This is a genomic window from Micromonospora sp. ATA51 (assembly GCF_016802855.1).
GTDB classification, from domain to species: Bacteria; Actinomycetota; Actinomycetes; order Mycobacteriales; family Micromonosporaceae; genus Micromonospora; species Micromonospora sicca.
Window position 1 is genome coordinate 1 of the sequence record NZ_JAEVHJ010000014.1, and the last position, 20,231, is coordinate 20,231.

The following is a 20,231-nucleotide window of genomic DNA, read 5'->3' on the forward strand; positions in this document are numbered from 1 at the left end:
CCGGGCCGTGGCCGCCGCCCGGGCCGCCTTCCCCGGCTGGGCGGCCACCGCCCCCGCCGAGCGGGCCGCCCACCTGGACCGGCTGCACACCGCCCTGGCCGCGCGCGCCGACGAGATCGCCCGGACCGTCGCCTGGGAGCTGGGCACCCCGCTCAAGCTCGCCGCCCGGGTGCAGACCGGCCTGCCGCTGACCGTGCTGCGCGGCATGGTCGACCTGGCCGCCCGGCCGGCCCCCGAGGAGACCGTCGGGAACTCCCTGGTGGTCCGCGAACCGGTCGGCGTGGTCGGCGCGATCACCCCGTGGAACTACCCGCTGCACCAGGTCGTCGCCAAGGTCGCCCCCGCCCTGGCCGCCGGCTGCACGGTGGTGCTCAAACCCAGCGAGCTGACCCCGCTGACGGCGTACCTGCTCTTCGACGCGGTCACCGAGGCCGGACTCCCGCCCGGGGTGGTCAACCTGGTCCCGGGCACCGGCCCGGTGGCGGGTGAGGCCCTCGCCGCCCACCCGGACGTGGACCTGGTCTCGTTCACCGGCTCCACCGCCACCGGCCGCCGGATCGCCCACCTGGCCGCCGACCGGATCGCCCGGGTCGCCCTGGAGCTCGGCGGCAAGTCGGCCAACCTGATCCTCGCCGACGCCGACCTGGCCACCGCCGTGAAGGTCGGGGTCGGCAACGCCTTCCTCAACTCCGGGCAGACCTGCACCGCCTGGACCCGGATGCTGGTCCACCGCGACCGGTACAACGAGGCGCTCGACCTGATCGCGGCGGCCGCCGGGGCGTACCGGCCGGGGGACCCGTTCGACCCGGCGACCCGGCTGGGCCCGCTGGTCTCCGCCGCCCAGGCCGAGCGGGTCCGCGGGCACGTCGACCGGGCCCTGGCCGACGGGGCGCGGCTGCTCGCCGGCGGCCCGGACGCCCCGCTCCCGCCCCGCGGCCACTTCGTCGCCCCCACCGTCTTCGCCGACGTGCACCCGGACAGCGCGCTCGCCCAGGAGGAGGTCTTCGGCCCGGTCCTCGCCGTCATCCCGTTCGCCGACACCGACGAGGCGGTGGCCATCGCCAACAACTCCCGGTACGGGCTGGCCGGCGCGGTCTGGTCCGCGGACGAGGAGGCGGCCCTCGCGGTCGCCCGGCTGCTGCGGACCGGCCAGGTCGACGTGAACGGCGGCGCGTTCAACCCGCTCGCCCCCTTCGGCGGCTACCAGCAGTCCGGCCTCGGCCGGGAGTTGGGCGCGTACGGCGTCGACGAGTTCCGCGAGATCAAGGCGATCCAGCGATGAGGGCGCTGGTCGCCCGCGGCCCCGGCGCGCCGCTGCGCGTCGAGGAGGTACGCCTCCCCGCGCCCGGCCCCGGCGAGCTGCGCGTCCGGATCCGGGCCGCCGGCATCTGCCACTCCGACCTGTCCATGGTGAACGGCACGCTGGCGCCCGCGTACCCGCTGGTGCTCGGGCACGAGGCGGCCGGCGTGGTCGCCGAGGCCGGCCCCGGCACCCGGCTGCCGGTCGGCACCCCGGTGGTGCTCAACTGGGCGCCCGCCTGCCGGGACTGCTGGTTCTGCCGGCACGGCGAGCCGTGGCTCTGCGCCGCAAACACGGCGCCCGCGACGGCCCGCGGCGAGACCGCGGACGGCGACCGGCTGCACGTCACCCTCGGGCTCGGCGCCTCGCCGAGGAGGTGGTGGTGCCGGAGCACGCCGCCGTCGCAGTCCCCGCCGGGCTTCCGCCCGAGCAGGCCGCGCTGCTCGGCTGCGCGGTGCTCACCGGCACCGGCGCGGTCCGCAACACCGCCCGGGTGGCCGCCGGCGAGTCGGTCGCGGTGATCGGCCTCGGCGGGGTCGGGCTCGCCGCGCTCACCGCCGCCCGGGCCGCGGGCGCGACGCCGATCCTCGCGGTGGACGTCGCCGAGGCCAAGCGCGAGCTGGCCCTGGCCGCCGGCGCCACCGACTTCCTCCGCTCCGACGACCAGCTGTCGAAGGAGGTACGCGCGCGCACCGAGGGCCGGGGCGTCGACCACGCCTTCGAGTGCGTCGGCCGGTCCGCCACCATCCGGGCGGCCTGGCGGATCACCCGGCGCGGGGGAGCGGTAACCGTGGTCGGCATGGGCGCGAAGGACGACCTGGTCAGCCTCGCCGCCCTGGACATCTTCCACTCCGCGCGCACGCTGCGCTCCTCGGTGTACGGCTCCTCCGACCCGGACCGGGAGGTGCCCGAGCTGGCCCGGTCGCTCGGCGACGGCACGCTGGACCTGCGCCCGCTGGTCAGCGGCACCATCGGACTGGACGAGGCGCCGGCCGCGTTCGACCGGCTGGCCCGCGGCGAGGGAGCCCGCTGGATGGTCACCTTCCCGGACTGACGCCGTCCTCGGGCCGACGCTCGATCAGCGTGGCGCAGCCGTCGAGGAGCCGGCGCAGGCCGAACTCGAAGACGGTCTCCAGGTCGAGCTCCACGTCGCCCTCGGCGGTCAGCGCCGCCATGGTCGAGAAGCCGCCGGCGGCGATCATCTGCCGGAGGGTGGCCTCCTGGCGGTCCACCCACTGGTCGTCGGTGAGGCCGGTGTCCTGCTCGGCCTGCGCCCTCATCTCCAGGTTGGTGGCGATGCCTCGGACGTACGCGATCAGGGTGATCGCGACGTGCCAGCGCAGCTGCCGGTCCAGGCCCAGGCCGGAGGTGGCCCGCAACGCCCACTCGGTGTGCGCCATGCCGTGCGGCATCATCTGCGGGCGGGCGATCGAGATGACGTGCGGCAGCCAGCGGTGCCGCCGGTAGGTCGCCCACTGCGCCCGGGCGAGCAGCTCCAGTCGGGCGCGCCACCCGGCCGGCTGCACCGCCGGCAGCGGCGCGTCGGCCAGCGCCACGTCGGCCATCGTGAGGATCAGCTCGTCCCGGCCGCGCACGTGCCGGTACAGGGACATGGTGGCGACGTCCAGGTCGGCGGCGATCTGCCGCATGGAGACCGCCGGCAGGCCGCCCGCATCGGCGAGCGCGATCGCGGAACGGACCACCCGCTCCCGGCTCAGCTCCGGCTCCGCCCGCTCGGCGGCGCGTCGCGTCCCGTGCGTCTCGGTGCGGCCGGGAGCGACGACGGTGCCCGCCCCTGGTCGGGTCAGGACCAGCCCCTCGGCGCGCAGCAGGGCGAGGACCTTGGTGGCGGTGGCGATCGCGACCCCGTGCTCGCGGGTGATCCGCCGGGCGGAGGGCACCGGATCCCCGGGCCGCAGCTCCCCGAGGTCGATCCGGCGGCGGATCTCCGCGGCGATCCGCCGGTACGGCGGCTCCGACCCGGGCGCTGTGCGGGGCATGGCGACACCTCCGCGCGGAACGTACTAGTACGACCGGCGGCGGAACCCGCCTGCCGGGGGCAGCGTACTAGTTCGCGGCGAGCGCGGCACCGCGGCGGAACCTACCGTTCACCGCGCGGAGGCACCCCCTCCGACCGGGTCCGGCGCCGCCGGGCCGACGGTGTACGCACGATCGTTGGGAGCGCCACGGTGGACGACCGGACCGTGCTCATCTCCGGGGCCGGCATCGCCGGCCCCGCCCTCGCCTACTGGCTGCGCCAGTACGGCTTCCACCCGACGGTGGTGGAGCGCTCCGCCGGCCCGCGTCCCGGTGGGCAGGCCGTCGACGTCCGGGGGACCGCCCGCGAGGTGGTCGACCGGATGGGGCTGACCGCGCGGGTCCGCGCCGAGTGCGTCGCGGAGCGCGGAATGGCCTACGTGGACGCCCGCGGCGAGGTGACCTGCCGGATGCCGGTGCACGCCTTCGACGGCGAGGGCATCGTCGCGGAGATCGAGATCGAGCGGGGCGACCTGGCCCGGCTGCTGTACTCCGAGACCCGCGACGGGGTGGAGTACCTCTTCGACGACTCGATCGAGTCGCTGACCGAGACCGGCGACGGGGTGCGGGTCACCTTCGAACGCTCCGCCCCGCGCACCGTCGGCCTGGTGGTGGGGGCCGACGGGGTGCACTCCCGGACCCGGTCGCTGGCCTTCGGGCCGGAGTCGGCGTACGTCCGGCCGCTCGGGGCGTACCTGGCCTACTTCGGCACGCCGTACCCGGACGACGACGGCTGGTTCCTCATGCACAACGCCCCGGGCGGCCGGGTGGTCGGCACCCGCCCGACCCGGCACGGCCGGACCAGCGCGCTGTTCAGCTTCGTCTCCCCGCCGCTGGAGCTGGACCGGCGGGACGTCGCCGCCCAGCAGCGCCTCCTCGCCGAGCGCTTCGCCGACGTCGGCTGGCGTACCCGGGAACTGCTCGCCGTCATGGCCGACGCCCCCGACTTCTACTTCGACCTGTACGGGCAGGTGCGGACGGACCGGTGGAGCCGGGGCCGGGTGGCGCTGCTCGGCGACGCCGCCTGGTGCCCGTCCCCGCTGACCGGGCAGGGCACCAGCCTCTCCCTGGTCGGCGCGTACGTGCTGGCCGGCGAACTGGCCGCCGCCGGTGGCGATCACCCGGTCGCGTACCGGCGGTACGAGGAGGTGCTGCGGGCGCACGTCCAGCGGGGCCAGGAGCTGCCCGGCGGCGGGATCTCCGGTTTCCTGCCGGCCAGCCGGGCGGCCATCCGGCTGCGGGACGCGTCGATGCGGGCGATGACCTCCCGCCCGCTGCGCCGGCTCGCCACCCGGCTCTTCTTCAGCCAGGCCGAGGGTCTGGCCCTGCCGGAGTACGCCGCGACCGGGTGACCCGCGCTCCGGCCCGGGACCTCCGCGACCGGCGCGCAGTCAGGTGGCCGGGCCACATGGGAGCGCTCGCCCGGCCCGCCCACTCGCCACCGTCAATCCGCCGCGACCGGCCGTGGGGTGACGGACATGTCCGCCGACCCCGCCTCGACCGGCGGGAAAGTGTGGGGGACCGACATGGCTGGACTCGGCCGGTGCACCGTAGGTTTCCTCCACGCGACGGCCCTGTGACCACGGTCACCGACCCGGTCGTCGCCGGACACCTGCGGAGGATGTGGCGATGGCCGGGCAAGCGCTCCTGTCGGCCCGCGGGCTGACCCGCGACTTCCGGGGCTTCCGGGCGGTCGACGGCGTCGACCTGGACGTGGCGCCGGAGACCGTGCACGCCCTGGTGGGCCCGAACGGCGCCGGCAAGACCACGCTGTTCAACCTGCTCACCGGGTTCCTGCCGCCGACCGCCGGGCGGATCGAGCTGGCCGGCCGGGACGTCACCGGCCTACCGCCGGAGCGGGTCGCCCGGCTCGGCGTGGCCCGCTCGTTCCAGATCACCAGCCTCTTCCCGCAGCTCGGCGCCCGCGAGCACGTCGAGCTGGCGTTGCAGTCGTCGAGCGGGCTGGGCTGGCGGTTCTGGCGCTCGGCGAAGCTGATGGACCGCTACCGGGAACGCGCCGACGAACTGCTGGCCATGGTCGGCCTCGACGAACTGGCCGAGGCCCCCGCCGAGGCGCTCGCCTACGGGCGCAAGCGCGCCCTGGAGCTGGCCATCGCCCTCGCCCTGGACCCGAAGGTGCTGCTGCTCGACGAGCCCACCGCCGGGATGGGACTGGAGGACGTCGACCGCACCGTCGACCTGATCGCGAAGGTCCGCAAGGGCCGCACCGTGGTGATGGTCGAGCACAACATGAGCGTCGTCGGCCGGCTCGCCGACACCGTCACCGTCCTGCAGGCCGGCAAGGTCCTGGTCGAGGGCCCCTACGAGCAGGTCCGCGCCGACGAGCGGGTCATCACCGCCTACCTGGGAGCCGCTGATGCTGCGCATTGAGAACCTCTCCGCGTTCTACGGCGAGGCGCAGGTGCTGCGGGAGGTGAGCCTGGACGTCGCCGTCGGCGAGGTGGTCACCCTGGTCGGCCGCAACGGCGCCGGCAAGTCCACCCTGCTGCGCTGCGTGATGGGACTGCACCCCGGCCAGCGCGGCACGGTCACCCTGGACGGCCGGGACGTGACGCGGCTGCCGGCGTACAAGCGGGCGCGGCTGGGGCTCGGTTGGGTCCCCGACGACCGCGGCGCGTACGCCACCCTCACGGTCACCGAGAACCTGACGCTGCCGCCCCGGGTCGGCCCCGACCCGTGGCCCCTCGAGCGGGTCTACGAGGCGTTCCCCGCCCTGTACACCCGGCGCGACTCGGCGGCCACCATGCTCTCCGGCGGCGAGCAGCAGATGCTCGCCCTGGCCCGGGTGCTGCGGATGGGCGCCCGGCTGCTGCTCTGCGACGAGCCCACCGAGGGGCTCTCCCCACTGCTCGTGCAGCAGGTCGGCGACCTGCTGCGGGAGGCCAAGCAGCACGGGGTGACCGTGCTGCTGGTCGAACAGAACCTGCACTTCGCCACCGGCGTCGCCGACCGGCACTACCTGCTGGCCGAGGGACGCATCGCGGAGGCGATGGACAACTCCGAGGTCCGCTCGCGGGAGCGCGAGCTGCTGGCGTACCTCGGGATCTGAATCTTGACGGCTGACCCGCGCGGACCGCGCGGTACGAAAGGGATGGACATGCGTAGGAGCGTGGGTGTGGCCGCCGCCTCGGCGGCGGTGGTGCTGGTCGCCGGCTGCGGCGGCGGTGGGCCGGCCTCGGGCGGCGACGAGAAGCTGACCGGTGACAAGATCGTGCTGGGGGTCCTCAACGACCAGTCCGGGGCCTACTCGGAGCTGTCCGGCAAGAACTCGGTCAAGGCCGTGGAGATGGCCATCGCCGACTTCAAGGCCAAGTACGGCGACAAGGCGATCACCAAGGACATCACCGTGGAGACCGCCGACCACCAGAACAAGCCGGACGTGGCCAACAGCAAGGCCGCCGAGATGTACGACCGCAAGGGTGTCGACCTCATCCTCGACGTGCCGACCTCCTCGGCCGCCCTCAAGGTCGCCGACGTGGCGAAGGAGAAGAAGAAGCTCTACTTCAACATCGGCGCGGCGACCACCGACCTGACCGGCAAGAGCTGCAACAAGTACACGTTCCACTACGCGTACGACACGTACATGCTGGCCAACGGCACCGGGAAGACGACCACCGAGCAGGTCGGCAAGAACTGGTACATCCTCTACCCGAACTACGCCTTCGGTCAGGACATGGAGAAGAGCTTCTCCGCGGCGATCGCCCAGGCCGGCGGTCAGGTGGTCGGCAAGGACGGCGCGCCGTTCCCGAACACCACCGGGGACTACTCGTCGTTCCTGCTCAAGGCGCCCACCCTCAACCCGAAGCCGCAGGTGCTCGGCACCATGCAGGCCGGCGCCGAGCTGGTCAACGTGGTCAAGCAGTACAACGAGTTCAAGCTCCGGGACAAGGGCATCGGGCTGGCCGTGGGCCTGATGTTCATCACCGACATCCACTCGCTGACCCCGGCGGCGCTGGCCGGCACCACCTACACCGACGCCTGGTACTGGAACTTCGATCAGCAGAACCGGGCGTTCGCCGACCGGTTCCAGTCCGCGACCGGGACCCGGCCCTCGTTCGCCCACGCGGCCAACTACTCCGCGGCGATGCAGTACCTGGAGGCCGTGCAGGCCGCCGGCACCGACGACGCGGACACCGTGGTCAAGGGGCTGGAGGGCAAGGAGGTCAACGACGTCTTCCTGCGCAACGGCAAGATCCGCGCCGAGGACCACCGGGTCATCCACGACGCGTACCTGGCCCAGGTGAAGCCGCAGGCCGAGGTCACCGAGCCGTGGGACTACGTGAAGGTCCTCAAGACCATCCCGCGCCGAGGCGTTCCGCGCCCCGTCGGCCGACTGCAAGATGTGACGGGACGATGTCCGGTTTTGCGCAGAACACATTCAACGGGCTGGTGAGCGGGGCGTTCTACGCCCTGCTCGCCCTCGGGCTCGCGGTCATCTTCGGCATGCTCCGGGTGGTGAACTTCGCCCACGGCGCCTTCTACATGCTCGGCGCGTTCGGGGCGTACGTCCTGCTCACCGAGGCGGGCGTGCCGTTCTGGGCGGCCCTGGTGATCATGCCGCTGGCGCTCGCCGTGCTGGGCATGGCGCTGGAGCGGGCGGTGATCCACCGGCTGACCCGGCTCGACCCGCTCTACAACTTCCTGCTCACCTTCGGCCTGACGCTGATCCTCCAGGACCTGGTGAAGTCCCGGTACGGCATCCAGTCCAGCCCGTACGCCACGCCGGCCGCGCTGAGCGGCTCGGTGAACTTCGGGCTCTTCGACTTCCCGACGTACCGGGTCTTCATCCTCGGCTTCACCGTGCTGCTCTGCGTCGCGGTGTGGTGGGTGCTGGGGCGGACCCGGATCGGCATGGTGGTCCGGGCGGCCACCGAGCGGCCCGAGCTGACCCGCGCCTTCGGCATCGACGTGGGGCGGTGGGTCACCCCGGTCTTCGGCTTCGGCATCGGCCTGGCCGGGCTGGCCGGCGTGCTCGCCGCCCCGATGCGGGCGGTGAACCCGCTGATGGGCGCCGACCTGATCATCGTGGTCTTCGCGGTGGTGGTGATCGGCGGCCTCGGCTCGATCTTCGGCTCGGTCGCCGCCGGCTTCGGCATCGGCCTGGTCCAGGCCTGGGGCGAGGCGTACCTGTCGGAGTTCCCGATCGTGTCCCAGACCGTCGTCTTCGTGGTGATGGCCGTGGTGCTGCTCTGGCGCCCGGCCGGCCTGTTCGGCCGTGAGGAGGCACCGGCATGACCAGCGCCGTCGACACCCCCGCCGACGCGGCCCGCCCGGCGGCGCCGTCCGGGCTGCTCACCGTCGCCAGAGCCCCCGGCTGGGTCCGCTACGCGCTGCTCGCCGTGGGCCTGGTGGTGGCGCTCTGGCTGCCCAACGGGCTCTACCCGGCGGTGGCGGTGGACATCCTCTGCTGGGCGCTCTTCGCCGTCTCGGTGGACCTGCTGCTCGGCTTCACCGGGCTGATGTCCTTCGGGCACGCCGCGTTCTGGGGCACCTCCGCGTACGTGACCGGGCTGTTGGCGATCCACGCCGGCCTGCCCTTCCCGGCGGCGGTGCTGGCCGGCGCGCTCGCCGCGGCGCTGCTCGCGGTGCCGATCGGCTACCTCGCGGTCAAGCGCACCGGGATCTACTTCGCGATGGTCACCCTGGCCTTCGCGCAACTGGTCTACTACGTGGCCAACGAGTGGCGCTCGGTCACCCGGGGCGAGAACGGCCTCCAGGGCGTGCCCCGGGAGTTCTTCGGGACGGACCTGAGCGACGACTACTACTTCTACTACGCGATCCTGCCGATCGTGCTGCTCGGGCTGGCCGCCGTCTGGCGGATCGTGCACTCGCCGTTCGGCCGGGTGCTGGTCGGCATCCGCGACAACCCGGCGCGCGCCCGGGCGCTCGGCTACCCGGTGCACCGGTACAAGCTGACCGCCTTCGTCCTCTCCGGCTTCATCGCCGGGCTGGGCGGCGGGCTCTTCGCCGTCAGCCACCGCTTCGTCTCCCTCGACGTGCTGCACTGGACCACCTCCGGCAAGGCGGTGATCGTGGTGGTGCTCGGTGGCATCGGCACCCTGTGGGGCGGGGTGCTCGGCGCGGCGGTCGTGGTCCGGCTGGAGGACTGGCTGTCCTTCTCCGGATTCGAGGCCATCGGCCTGGTCACCGGCGGCATCTTCGTCCTCGTCGTGCTGCTGTTCCGGCGCGGCATCTGGGGGACGATCGCCGACCTGGCGCGGCGCTGGGGATCCGCCCGGCGCAGGACTGGGGGCTAAGCGTCCAAGCGGTGGGGCTGGGGGGCGACGTGCCCGGCTCCGGGCGGTCCGGCCTGATCCCTGCGCCGGTCACGGTCGTCCCCAGCCCCGCCGTGGTCACCGTCCGCCGTGCGTCCCGGTCGCCGGGCACCATGGTCACGGGAGTCGGGCAACCCCCTCAGCAACGCGCATGACGATCAGCGATCGGCCAGCTACTGTAAGCTACCAAGCGCCCGGGGGGTCGTTACGTACCGGGACGCCAACCCGGCTAGGATTCGGCCCACTATGGTCACCCAGCACATCCGCCGGTTCGCCGCCGGGGTGGCGGCCGATCATGCCGCTCGCCCGCGGACCGTCGTGCCGAACTGGCTCCTCATCCCCGGACTGGCCGTGCTGGCCGTCTCGCTCGCGGCGTATGTCGCCTTCGTGCGCGACCACCCGTTCCGCGGGACGGATTTCAACATGTACCTCGGGGCCGCCCACGCGTTCCTGGATGGGCAGCCCGTCTATCAGCTCGGGTACACCACGCTGAACCTTCCCTACACCTATCCGCCGGTCACCCTGCCGTTCGTGGTCCCGCTGGCCTGGTTCGACGATCGGGCCGCGCTCAACCTCATGAACGCGGTGGGTGTCGTGGGGATGCTCGCGGCGGTGTGGTTCACCACCAAGATGCTCGGGTACGAGGGCACCCGCGGCCGTCTCGGTCTCGTCGCCGCCGTCGGCGCGGTGCTGTTGTGGACCGAGCCGCTGCAGCGCAACCTCGACCTCGGTCAGATCAACATCTTCGTCATGCTGCTGGTCGTGGCGGACCTCGCGATCCCCGACCGGAGCCGGTTCAAGGGCGTACTCATCGGCGCCGCGACCGCGACCAAGCTGCTGCCCGGCCTCTTCGTGGTCTACCTGTTGCTCACGCGGCGGATCCGGGCCGCCATCGTCGCGGCGGGCACCTTCGTCGGGCTCACGCTGCTGGGCGCGATCATCCAGCCGGGCGGTTCGTACGACTACTGGCTGACCGGGCGGGCGTTCGACTCGCACCGGGTGCTGATGACATCCGGCCCGCGTTACGGCGGCAACCAGTCCCTGCAGGGCTTCACCGCGCGTCTGCTTGAGACGGACCAGCAGAATACGATCTGGTGGATGCTGTCCGTGGTCGTCGTCCTGGTCGCCGGCCTCGCCCTCGCGACCGCGCTTCAGCGGCACGGGGAGGAGGCCATGGCCATGATCGTCGTCGGCTTCACCATGCTTCTCATCTCGCCGGTGAGCTGGTCGCACTACTGGCTCTGGATCGGCCCGATGGCGATCGTGCTCGTCGACGTCGTGCGCCGCTCGCACGGCGCGGCACGCGTGCTCGCCGCCGTCGTCGCGGTCGCGCGATCCTGCCCTTCCTCATGTGGCCGGGTCCCTATCGCGGCGAAATCCTCCCGAGGGGTCTGATCTGGAAGGCCGGCCAGCTGGACGGGTTCGCCCAGCGGTTCGCGGTTGATCCCTACGTGCCGACGGTACTGGTGCTCTTCGCGCTCGCCGCGCTGTGGCTGTACCGGCGTCCCGCGCGGAACAGACGGTCGTGCCGACCGCCGGCATCGCCGGCCCATGATCATTTTCTCCGGCCGCAGCGGCTCGGAACCGCCACGAAGACCAGGAGACGTCGATGACGCAGGCGATGGACGAGCGCGCGGTCGCAGCGCCGACGACCGAGCCGACGCCGCCGAGCCAACGCGCCGGCCTGCCCCGGCAGACCGTCGCGGAGACGCCGGCCGCCGAGAGCGCGCCTGTCGGGCGGCCGCCGCGCCTGCTGGTCCTCGACGGACTGCGCCTCGGCGCGGCACTCATGGTCGTCGGGTACCACCTCGTCGGTGACAAGATCGGCGTCTGGCAGCCCTCCGCTGCGACCGCTTTCGGCCCGCTGCACTCCGTCGCCAAGTACGGCTTCCTCGGCGTGCAGTTGTTCTTCGTGATCAGCGGCTTCGTCATCTGTATGAGCGCCTGGGGCCGCTCCCTCGGTGACTTCTTCGTCTCCCGCGTCGTGCGGCTCTACCCCGCCTACTGGTTCGCGGTCCTGGTGGCGACCGGCGTGCTCGTGGCCGTGCCGAGGGGCGTCGACCTCAAGGTCCGAGATGTGCTGGGCAACCTGACGATGATGCAGGAGTTCCTCGGCATCCGGCACCTCGACCTGTCGTACTGGACGCTCACCGTCGAGATGACCTTCTACATCCTCTTCGCCGTCATCGTGACGCGTGGCCTGACCTACCGCGGCGTGGTCGCCTTCTGCGCCATCTGGACCGTCGCCTCACTGATCGTGCCGAAGTTCGGCAACCAAGGGTTCACCAACGTCGTGGCGGCCGGCTACTCCAGCTACTTCATCGCGGGCATCGCCCTCTACCTCACCTACCGTTTCGGTCCGAACCTGCTGCTGTGGTCGATCGTCGGCCTCTCCTGGCTGATCGCGATCACGCGGCTGCCCAGCCTCGCCCAGGCCCGCGACGTCTCGTTCGTGCCGACGGCCGTCATCGTGACGGGCTTCTTCCTCGTGATGGCGGCGGTCGCCCTCAATCTCTTCTCCTGGGTGAGGTGGCGCTGGGTCGCGACAGCCGGAGCGCTGACCTACCCGCTCTACCTCATCCACCAGACGGTCGGGCTCGCCGTCATCGAGCGGCTCCAGGCCCATCTGTCGCCGTGGCTGCTGATCACCGCTCTGGTCGCGTCCCTGCTCGTCGCCGCGTGGCTGATCCACCGATTCGTCGAGCGGCCCGCTTCCCGCTGGATGAAGCGTCAGCTCAGCGACTCGCTGCGCCAGTTGCGGACGACCCGCTGACGCTGCGGGCGTCCGATCCCTGGGCCGACCGGCCCTGTCGCCTGGCTCGCGGCGACGGCGGACGCCACTCGCGGGCGTCCCTCCAGTCGAGTAGGAGCGCGAGGAAGGGCTGAGCCTTCCCTCCGTCGACGCGCTGCGCCTGGGCCGAGGGGCCTGGCCGCCGTGACCGGCGCCGGAATCAAGCCGGACCGCCGGGAGCCGGGCACGGCTGGCCGCATCTACTGACGGACCGCCGCAACCGGACAAGGGCGGCCATGTGGGACGACGCCGCAGCGCCGGTGGAGCGGCGGGCCGAGGTCCGCCACTCCAAACCGAGCACCGTGAGCTGGCGCACAAACGATACGAACCGGTTCCGTATCGAAACTCTCTCGCCTACGCTCAGGCATCGTTACGAGTCTGCCCCGTATCGTATTTCGACGCGGGTGAGCCGGGGGGAAAACGGACATGGAGCCGCACGAGAACACCGGACATCCGAGGAGGTGGGCGATCCTCGGGGTGCTGGTGATCAGCCTCCTCGTGGTTGTCCTCGACAACACCATCCTCAACGTCGCGCTGCGCACCCTCGCCGACCCGGTGCACGGCCTCGGGGCCAGCCAGGGCGAGCTGGAATGGGCCATCAACTCCTACACGCTGGTCTTCGCCGGCCTGCTCTTCAGCTTCGGGGTGCTCGGCGACCGCGCCGGCCGCCGGCGCTTCCTCATGATCGGCCTGCTTCTCTTCGGCCTCGCCTCGCTGCTCTCGGCGTACGCGCAGAGCCCGGCGCAGCTGATCGGCGCCCGCGCCCTGATGGGGGTCGGCGGTGCGGCCATCATGCCGGTCACCCTCTCGATCATCTCCAACGTCTTCGACCCGCGCGAGCGTGGCCGGGCCATCGGCGTCTGGGCCGGCGCGGTCGGCCTCGCCGTGGCGATCGGCCCGATCCTCGGCGGTGCCCTGCTGGAGCACTACTGGTGGGGCTCGGTCTTCCTGATCAACGTGCCGGTGGTGGCGATCGGCGTGGTGCTGGTCGGCGTCCTGGTGCCCGAGTCGCGCGACCCGAACCCGGGCCGGGTCGACCTGCTCGGCGTGCTGCTCTCGGTGGTCGGCCTGGTCGCGCTCACCTACGGCATCATCGACGGCGGCGAGCACGGCTTCGACCGGCCGCTGGTCTGGGCCTCGATCGTCGGCGGCCTGGCCGTGCTGGGCTGGTTCATCTCCCACGAGCTGCGCAGCGACCACCCCTCGCTGGACGTCCGGCTGTTCCGGGTGCCCCGCTTCGCCGCCCCGGTGGCGCTGGTCGGGCTGGTCTTCTTCGCCGCCATGGGCGTGATGTTCTTCAACGCCTTCTACCTGCAGCTGGTGCGGGGCTACAGCCCGCTCGAGACCGGCCTGCTCTTCCTGCCCTTCGCCGCCGCGCAGCTGTTCTTCGCGCCGCGCAGCGCGGCGATGGTCCGCCGCTTCGGCGGCCGGGCGGTCGCCGTGGTCGGTCTCGTGCTGACCGCGGTGGCGCTCGGCGCGTTCGTCCTCGTCGACGAGGTCACGCCGATCTGGGTGGTCCTGGTGCTGACCTTCGTCCAGGGCACCGGCATGGCGAACATCATGCCGCCGGCGACCGAGTCGATCATGTCGGCGCTGCCCCGGGAGAAGGCCGGCGTCGGCTCGGCGGTCAGCAACACCGTCCGGCAGGTCGCCGGCGCACTGGGGGTCGCGGTGCTCGGCTCGGTGCTCTCCGCGGTCTACCGGGAGGACATCGCCTCGGCGCTCGCCGGCCTGCCGCCCCGGCCCGAGACGCCGCCGACGAGTCCATCTCCGGCGCGTACGCGGCGGCGGCCCAGCTCGGGCGGCGGCGCCCAAGCTGATCGCGGCGGCCAACGACTCGTTCGTCGCGGCGATGCACTGGGCGGCCGGGCTCTCCGCGGTGGTGGCCGCGCTGGGCATCCTGATCGCGGTGCGCTGGATGCCGGCTCGCCCTGCGGCCGGCCCGACCGAGGCTCGACCGGCCGTCGAGCCCGAGTTGGCCGGGACCGCCTAGGTTGGGCGACAATGTCTGACATGACTTCCACCGCCGATGCTCCGCGGTCGCCCGGGCGACCGCGGAGCAGCCGCGCGGACGAAGCCATCATCGAGGCCACCCTCGACCTGCTCGCCGAGGGCAGCAGCATCGAGACACTCTCCATCGAGGCGATCGCCGCCCGCGCCGGGGTCGGCAAGGCCACCATCTACCGGCGCTGGCCCGGCAAGGACGCCCTGCTGCTCGACGCGCTGCGCCGGCTCAAGGGCATCATGCCGAAGCCGGCCGGCGACTCCGTCCGGGACGACCTGGTGGTGCTCGTCGGCGCGGTCGGGCACAACATCGACCCCCGGGCCGCCAAGATCATGCCCTGCCTGATACCCGAGGTGAACCGCAGCCCGGACCACTTCCAGCTCTACCAGAACATCATCCAACCCCGGCGGAAGCTGATGCGCGAGGTGCTCCGGCGCGGCGTCGCCAGCGGCGAACTGCGGGCCGACCTCGACATCGAGCTGACGATGGCGCTGCTCACCGGGCCGATGCTGATCCAGCGGATGCTGCGCTGGCACCCCGAGCTGGACGACCGGATCCTGCCCGAGCGCATCGTGGACAACGTCCTCGACGGCATCCGCACCCGCTGACGGGGTGCGCTCGGTCAATTCCCCTCGCCGGCCCCGGCGATCAGGGGCACGAGCCGGGTGAGCGCGGGGAAGCCCGGGCACCGATCCTCCGGCTCGATCGCGGTGGCGGCGGCGAACGCCCAGGCCAGCGCCGTCTCCCTCGACGTGCCGTCGAGATGCGGCACCAGCTCGGCGAGCAGCGCCGCCCGCGCGCCCGGGTCACGTAGGGTCCCTGCTGTCGCCAGTGCCTCCTGGGCCACCTCCGCCGTCTCGGACGGGGACAGGTACGCGACGAGCCGGGCGAGGCCCCGCGCCCGTGACGCGGGCTCCTGGATCTGCCGGATCTCCTCGTACGCACGCCCCCGCCGGGCGGCGTCCAGGTGCGGCGCCAGCTCGTGCACCGCGTCCACCAGATGCTGGGGCTCGTAGCTCAGCGCCAGCTCCAGGGCCTGCCCCCGGCGGTCCGCGTCCACGAAGGGCGCCAGCGTCGCCAGTGCCTGCTGCGGGTACTCCCGCTCCTCCCGCAGCGCCACCTCCCACAGCCCGGCGAGCTGCTCGGTGGTGAGGTGGGGCGCCAGGACGCGCAGGTGCGACGCCCAGGGGCCCCCTGGGCGCTCGGTCAGCGCCTCGGCCGCAGCCGACACCGCCGATGTACGGACCTCGTCGGGCAGGTAAGGGACCAACGAGGCCAGCGCCGCGGCCCGGGCGCCGTGGTCCGCGATCGCTCTGGCGGCCGCGGCGGCAGTGGGCAGCAAGGTGGACGGCAGCAGCGGGATCAGCAGGCTCAGCGAGTGGGCGCGGCTGTGCCCGTCGCGAACGGCCGCGACGGCGGCCAGTGCGTCGCCGAGTTGGTCCGGCTCGAGCAGCGGAAACAGGTCCTTCCAGGCCAGGTAGGAGTGGCCGTCCCCGGTCGCTTCGCCCGCGGCGGTCAGTGCGGCCGACACGGCCTGACGCCGACGCGCCGCTGGGAGGGAGCGGGCGACACCGGCCAGCGCCCGGGCCCGGAAACCGGGTTCGATGATGCCGGCCGCGGCGTCGGTGGCGACCGCGAGCTGCGCCTCGTCCAGGTGTGGCGCGATCGCGGTGAGCAGCACCGCCCGCGAGTTGCCGTCCGCAACCTGGATGATCTTGTTCAGTGCGGCTGTCCGCTGCTCGGGGAGGTAATGCTCGGCGAGCCAGCAGAGTTCCGGGCCCGAACCGTCGCCGAGCCGGCTGGTGACGATGTCGTAGAGCGTCGCTCGCTGGGCCGCGTCGAGCCACGGCGCCAACTTCATCAGCGATGAGGCGCCCGTCGCCGGGTGCAGCCGGCTCGCCGCGGCCAGGGCGAACCGAGCCGACGCGGACCGTCGCGCTTCCGGCAACCGGGGTAGCAGCGCGACCAGCGTGAGCATCTGCTGGGACGCGCGGTCCATCGTCGGCACCACCGTAAGCGCCCGTTGCGCCTGCACCTCGCTGAGCCGCGGTGCCAGGCGCACGATGAGGTTCGTCTGCCGGTGCCGGTCCGACAGGTTCAGCGCGACCCGGAGCGCCTTCTCGACCTGCTCGTCGTCCAGCCGCCCGGTCAGCTCCTCCAAACCGGGTACCCCGGGCAGGGCGAGTAGCACGGCGAGAACGTCGGCGACCGTGGGCGCGGGCTGTCTGGCCGGCGGCAGCGGGACCGGATCCACCTCGCGCAGCAGCTTGTCCAGCTCCGCCAGGGCGTCGAGGAAGTCCCGCAGCCCGTCGCTGTCGTTGTACTCGTCGAAGACGTCGGGCTCGTCCGCCAGCCGGCACACCCGGCTGGCCGCCGCCACGAGCCGCCGGAAAAGCTCCTGCTCGGGTTCGGTCACGGATGCCGATCATGCCCGATGGCCAGCTGGCGCACCGTCCCTGCGCGGCGGCCGCCAGGTCAGCCGGCGGGCGTACGCAGGCGGTGCAGGCGCAGCGCCAACTGCACCTCGAGGGCCCGCTCCGGCTTCTGCCAGTCCGCGCCGAGCAGCTGCCCGACCCGCTCCAACCGTTGGGTCACCGTGTTGACGTGCACGTGCAGCAGCTCCGCCGCCCGGGCCAGGCTGCCGCCCACCCCGAAGTACGCCTCCAGGGTCTTCACCAGCGCGGTGCCCCGCCGGGCGTCGTAGTCCACCACCGGCCCCACCGTCGTGGTGAGGAACCGGGCCACGTCCCGGTCGCCGGAGTCGCCGACCGCGCCGAGCAACAGCCCGACGAAGCCCAGCTCCGCCGTGCTCGCTCCCTGCCCGGAGCGGCCCAGCGCGCCCAGCGCGGTGAGGCAGCGCTCCGCCTCGGCGAAGGTGGTGGCCAGCGACGTCGGACCGGCCGACGGCCCGCTGGCGCCGGCGGTCACCGGGCGACCGGTCACCCGGGACAGGTCCCGGGCCACCGCCCGGGCGCTGCCCCCGGCGTCCCGCCCGGGCAGCATCAGCACCACCCGGCCGTCCCGCGCCGCCGCCAGCCCACCCCGGGTCGAGGCGTACGTGGTGGCCCAGGAGAGCACCCGCTGCCGGGCGGAGCCGGTCGCGGCGATCGCGTCGTCGCCAACGGCGACCAGCACGTGCGGGGCGTCCAGGTCCACCCCGAGCCGGCGGGCCCGGCTGCGCAGCGCGTCGGCGTCGCGCAGCGGCCGGGCGATCAGGTCGTCGAGCAGCTCACCCCGGACCCGCCCCTCCGCCTCGGCGACGGTCCGGCGGAACAGCAGCAGCAGCGCGGTGACCAGCGCGGCGCGCTCCAGGATCCGCTGGTCCGCGTCGACCAGCTCGCCGTCGGGGCGCAGCACCAGCGCGCCCAGGTTCTCCGCGCCGGCCACCACCGCGGCGTACCAGAGCGGGCCGCGGCGCACGCTGCGCCCCTCGGTACGCGACGCGGCCACCGCCTCCACCATGTCGGCGCGGTCCGGCTCGGCGATCTGCCCGACCCGGGCGAGCTGACGGCCCTCGGCGTCCAGCGCCAGCAGCGCCCCGCCGAGCACGTCGGTCACCGCGGCCGCCACGTCCTCCACCCCGCCGCCCCGCAGCACCAGCGCGGTCATCCGGTCGTGGGCCGCCGCGGCCCGCTCCACCGAGCTGCTGTGCGCCCGGATGGTGCTGTTCGCCGCGGACAGCTCCGCCAACGCCGAGCGGGTCTCCGCGAGCAGCCGGGCGGTGTCGATCGCCACCGCCGCGTGGGCGGCGAGCGACACCAGCAGCGACACCTCCTCGCGGGCGAACGGTCGGGCCGACCGGTTCGCCGCGTACAGCACGCCGATCACACTGGAGCCCAGCCGCAGCGGCACGCCGAGGATGGCCACCAGGCCCTCCTCGCCGACCCCGCCGTCGATCTCCCCGGTGTGCTTGAACCGTTCGTCCTCCTGATAGTTCGAGGTGACGTACGGCGTGCCGGTCTGCGCCACCAGGCCACCCAGCCCGTCGCCCATCTCCAGGCGCAGCCGCTGGAAGCGCGCCGAGATCGACCCGTCGGTGACCCGCATGTACGTGTCGCCGCGCTCGTCGTCGTTGAGCGTCATGTACGCCACGTCGGTGCCGAGCAGGATCCGCGCCCGATGCACGATCGCCCGCAGCACGTCGTCCAGGTCGCGCAGCCCGGCCAGGTCGCTCGCCGTGTCGTACAGGCCGGAGAGCTCGATCTCCCGGCGGCGCCGGCGCTCCAGCAGCGCGCGGACCCGCAGCGCCACCACCTTCGCCTGCTCCAGCTCGGCGAGCCGCTCGGCCGGCAGGCCGGCGCCCGGGCGCCACCAGCGGCCCCTCGAACTCGACCGCGGCGGCCTCCCGGGCCAGTAGCTCAAGGAACTCGACCGGCGACGACATGAGCGACATTGTGCGCGACGCCACTAGTTGGCCGTCCAGCCCCCGTCGAGGGCGATCGAGGCGCCGGTGATGAAGGCCGCCGGCGGGGAGCACAGGTACGCCACCAGCTCCGCCACCTCCTCCGGCTCGATCAGCCGCTTGATCGCCGCCCGGGCCAGCATGATCTTCTCGACCACCTCGTCCTCGTCGATCCCGTGGCTGGCGGCCTGGTCGGCGATCTGGCTCTCCACCAGCGGCGTGCGGACGTACGCCGGGTTGATGCAGTTGGCCGTCACCCCGTGCGCGGCGCCCTCCAGCGCGACCACCTTCGACAACCCCTCCAGTGCGTGCTTGGCGGACACGTACGCCGCCTTGTACGGCGACGCGCGCAGCCCGTGCACCGAGGAGATGTTGACGATGCGGCCCCAGCCGTTGGCGTACATGTGCGGCAGCATCCGCCGGATGAGCAGGAAGGGCGCTTCCACCATCACCCGCTGGATGTACTCGAAGCGCTCGGTGGGAAAGTCCTGCACCGGCGCGACGTGCTGCAGCCCGGCGTTGTTGACCACGATGTCCACGTCGGCGTCGAGCCGGTCCACCGCCGCCGCGTCGGCCAGGTCGATCCCCTCGGCCCGACCCCCCGCCTCGGCGGCCACCGCCTTGGCCGCCTCCACGTTGCGGTCCACCACCAGCACGCTCGCGCCGGCCGCCGCCAGGCGCAGCGCGCAGGCCCGGCCGATGCCGCTGCCACCACCGGTCACCAGGGCGCTACGACCGGAGAGGTCGACGCGTACGACGTGGGGGACCGCCACGGGTTCTGCCGTCATGGCGCAAGAAGTTACGAGCTGTGTGGCCGGTGGCACATGGGGCGGCGGCACATACTCCACCGTCGTTCTGTGTGGGAGTGGGGAAACGCCGCGGGCCCGGACGGGCCGGGGGCGACCCGGCGGGCGGTCGGGAGTGTCCGACCGGCGTGGCACAGTCGGCGGCGGGACGTCACCGCGCCGACCATCCACCCGGTCGGCCCCGACCGGACGGAGCGTGCAGATGTCGACAGTCTCGCTGCCGGGCGGCGGCTCCGCCGAGGGAGCGCCGGTGGCCTTCGAGGCGACGCTGGTCCGCTGGCCGGGTCCCGGCGGCTGGGTCTTCGCCCCGGTGCCCGACGAGTACGCGCCACCCACCGCCGGCCCGTTCGGCCGGGTGCCGGTGACCGCCACGGTGGACGCCCGCACCTGGTCGACCAGCGTCTGGCGGGACCGGAGGGCGGGCTGGCTGCTGGCGGTCCCGGCCCGGATCCGGGCCGGGAAGGACCACGGGGACGTCGTCTCCGCCGCCGTCGAGGTCGACCACGCGCGGATGTAGCGGCGACCGGGTCGTGCCGGCGGTCGACCGGTCGCCGCGCCGGGCCGGCGTGTCCCCACGGGTGCCGGCGCGAGCCG

The 20,231-nt window shown here is 73.2% G+C and carries 13 protein-coding genes and 4 pseudogenes; 13 read left to right on the plus strand and 4 right to left on the minus strand.

Going from position 1 to position 20,231, the window contains the following annotated elements:
- Positions 1–1,282 (plus strand): aldehyde dehydrogenase family protein (locus tag JNW87_RS04640; protein ID WP_238453170.1); only part of this gene is annotated, 1,282 nt, incomplete at its 5' end.
- A pseudogene (locus JNW87_RS04645) lies at positions 1,279–2,354 on the plus strand (zinc-binding dehydrogenase). The gene JNW87_RS04640 and the pseudogene JNW87_RS04645, both read left to right, overlap by 4 nt.
- Here the strand turns inward: JNW87_RS04645 and JNW87_RS04650 are convergent.
- Complete coding sequence (locus tag JNW87_RS04650) at positions 2,338–3,300, minus strand: TetR/AcrR family transcriptional regulator C-terminal domain-containing protein (protein WP_109803153.1); 963 nt, start codon at positions 3,298–3,300, stop codon at positions 2,338–2,340. The pseudogene JNW87_RS04645 and the gene JNW87_RS04650 overlap by 17 nt on opposite strands.
- A 189-nt stretch (positions 3,301–3,489) precedes the next feature.
- Between JNW87_RS04650 and JNW87_RS04655 the strand changes: the two genes are divergently transcribed.
- The 10 genes and pseudogenes from JNW87_RS04655 (at position 3,490) to JNW87_RS04700 (ending at position 15,037) form a co-directional block, all read left to right on the plus strand.
- On the plus strand, positions 3,490–4,689 hold the full coding sequence (locus tag JNW87_RS04655; protein ID WP_238453171.1) for an FAD-dependent monooxygenase: 1,200 nt from the start codon (positions 3,490–3,492) through the stop codon (positions 4,687–4,689).
- A 277-nt stretch (positions 4,690–4,966) separates the two neighbouring features.
- Positions 4,967–5,728: an ABC transporter ATP-binding protein gene (locus tag JNW87_RS04660; protein ID WP_109803155.1), complete on the plus strand. Its 762-nt coding sequence runs from the start codon at positions 4,967–4,969 to the stop codon at positions 5,726–5,728.
- On the plus strand, positions 5,715–6,407 hold the full coding sequence (locus JNW87_RS04665) for an ABC transporter ATP-binding protein (protein WP_238453172.1): 693 nt from the start codon (positions 5,715–5,717) through the stop codon (positions 6,405–6,407). Before JNW87_RS04660 ends, JNW87_RS04665 begins: the two co-directional genes overlap by 14 nt.
- A gap of 42 nt (positions 6,408–6,449) precedes the next feature.
- Positions 6,450–7,704: pseudogene (locus tag JNW87_RS04670) on the plus strand (ABC transporter substrate-binding protein).
- Between the two features lie 7 nt (positions 7,705–7,711).
- Complete coding sequence (locus tag JNW87_RS04675; RefSeq protein ID WP_109803158.1) at positions 7,712–8,593, plus strand: branched-chain amino acid ABC transporter permease; 882 nt, start codon at positions 7,712–7,714, stop codon at positions 8,591–8,593.
- Positions 8,590–9,615: a branched-chain amino acid ABC transporter permease gene (locus JNW87_RS04680; protein WP_109803159.1), complete on the plus strand. Its 1,026-nt coding sequence runs from the start codon at positions 8,590–8,592 to the stop codon at positions 9,613–9,615. The genes JNW87_RS04675 and JNW87_RS04680 overlap by 4 nt, the downstream gene beginning before the upstream one ends.
- Before the next feature lie 264 nt (positions 9,616–9,879).
- Entirely contained in the window at positions 9,880–11,028 is a 1,149-nt protein-coding gene (locus JNW87_RS04685; protein WP_238453173.1) for a glycosyltransferase 87 family protein, read from the plus strand.
- A 214-nt stretch (positions 11,029–11,242) separates the two neighbouring features.
- The gene (locus tag JNW87_RS04690; protein WP_236648119.1) at positions 11,243–12,406 is read left to right on the plus strand and encodes an acyltransferase; all 1,164 of its coding nucleotides are present in this window, start codon (positions 11,243–11,245) and stop codon (positions 12,404–12,406) included.
- Positions 12,407–12,850: 444 nt separating this feature from the next.
- A pseudogene (locus tag JNW87_RS04695) lies at positions 12,851–14,417 on the plus strand (MFS transporter).
- Positions 14,418–14,437: 20 nt separating this feature from the next.
- Entirely contained in the window at positions 14,438–15,037 is a 600-nt protein-coding gene (locus JNW87_RS04700; RefSeq protein ID WP_238453174.1) for a TetR/AcrR family transcriptional regulator, read from the plus strand.
- Between the two features lie 14 nt (positions 15,038–15,051).
- Here JNW87_RS04700 and JNW87_RS04705 read toward each other — a convergent pair whose 3' ends face one another.
- From JNW87_RS04705 to JNW87_RS04715, 3 genes and pseudogenes are all read right to left on the minus strand, one after another.
- Positions 15,052–16,845 carry a hypothetical protein gene (locus tag JNW87_RS04705; RefSeq protein ID WP_238453175.1) on the minus strand — a complete coding sequence of 598 codons (1,794 nt, stop codon included), beginning with the start codon at positions 16,843–16,845 and terminating at the stop codon, positions 15,052–15,054.
- A 59-nt stretch (positions 16,846–16,904) separates the two neighbouring features.
- A pseudogene (locus tag JNW87_RS04710) lies at positions 16,905–18,837 on the minus strand (helix-turn-helix domain-containing protein).
- A complete protein-coding gene (locus JNW87_RS04715) occupies positions 18,837–19,619 on the minus strand; it encodes a 3-hydroxybutyrate dehydrogenase (RefSeq protein ID WP_109803166.1) in 783 nt (260 codons plus the stop codon). Before JNW87_RS04715 ends, JNW87_RS04710 begins: the two are co-directional and overlap by 1 nt.
- Before the next feature lie 220 nt (positions 19,620–19,839).
- Between JNW87_RS04715 and JNW87_RS04720 the strand changes: the two genes are divergently transcribed.
- Positions 19,840–20,154 (plus strand): DUF1905 domain-containing protein, encoded by a 315-nt coding sequence (locus tag JNW87_RS04720; RefSeq protein ID WP_161557909.1) that lies wholly within the window; start codon positions 19,840–19,842, stop codon positions 20,152–20,154.
- The last annotated feature ends 77 nt before the right edge of the window (positions 20,155–20,231 follow it).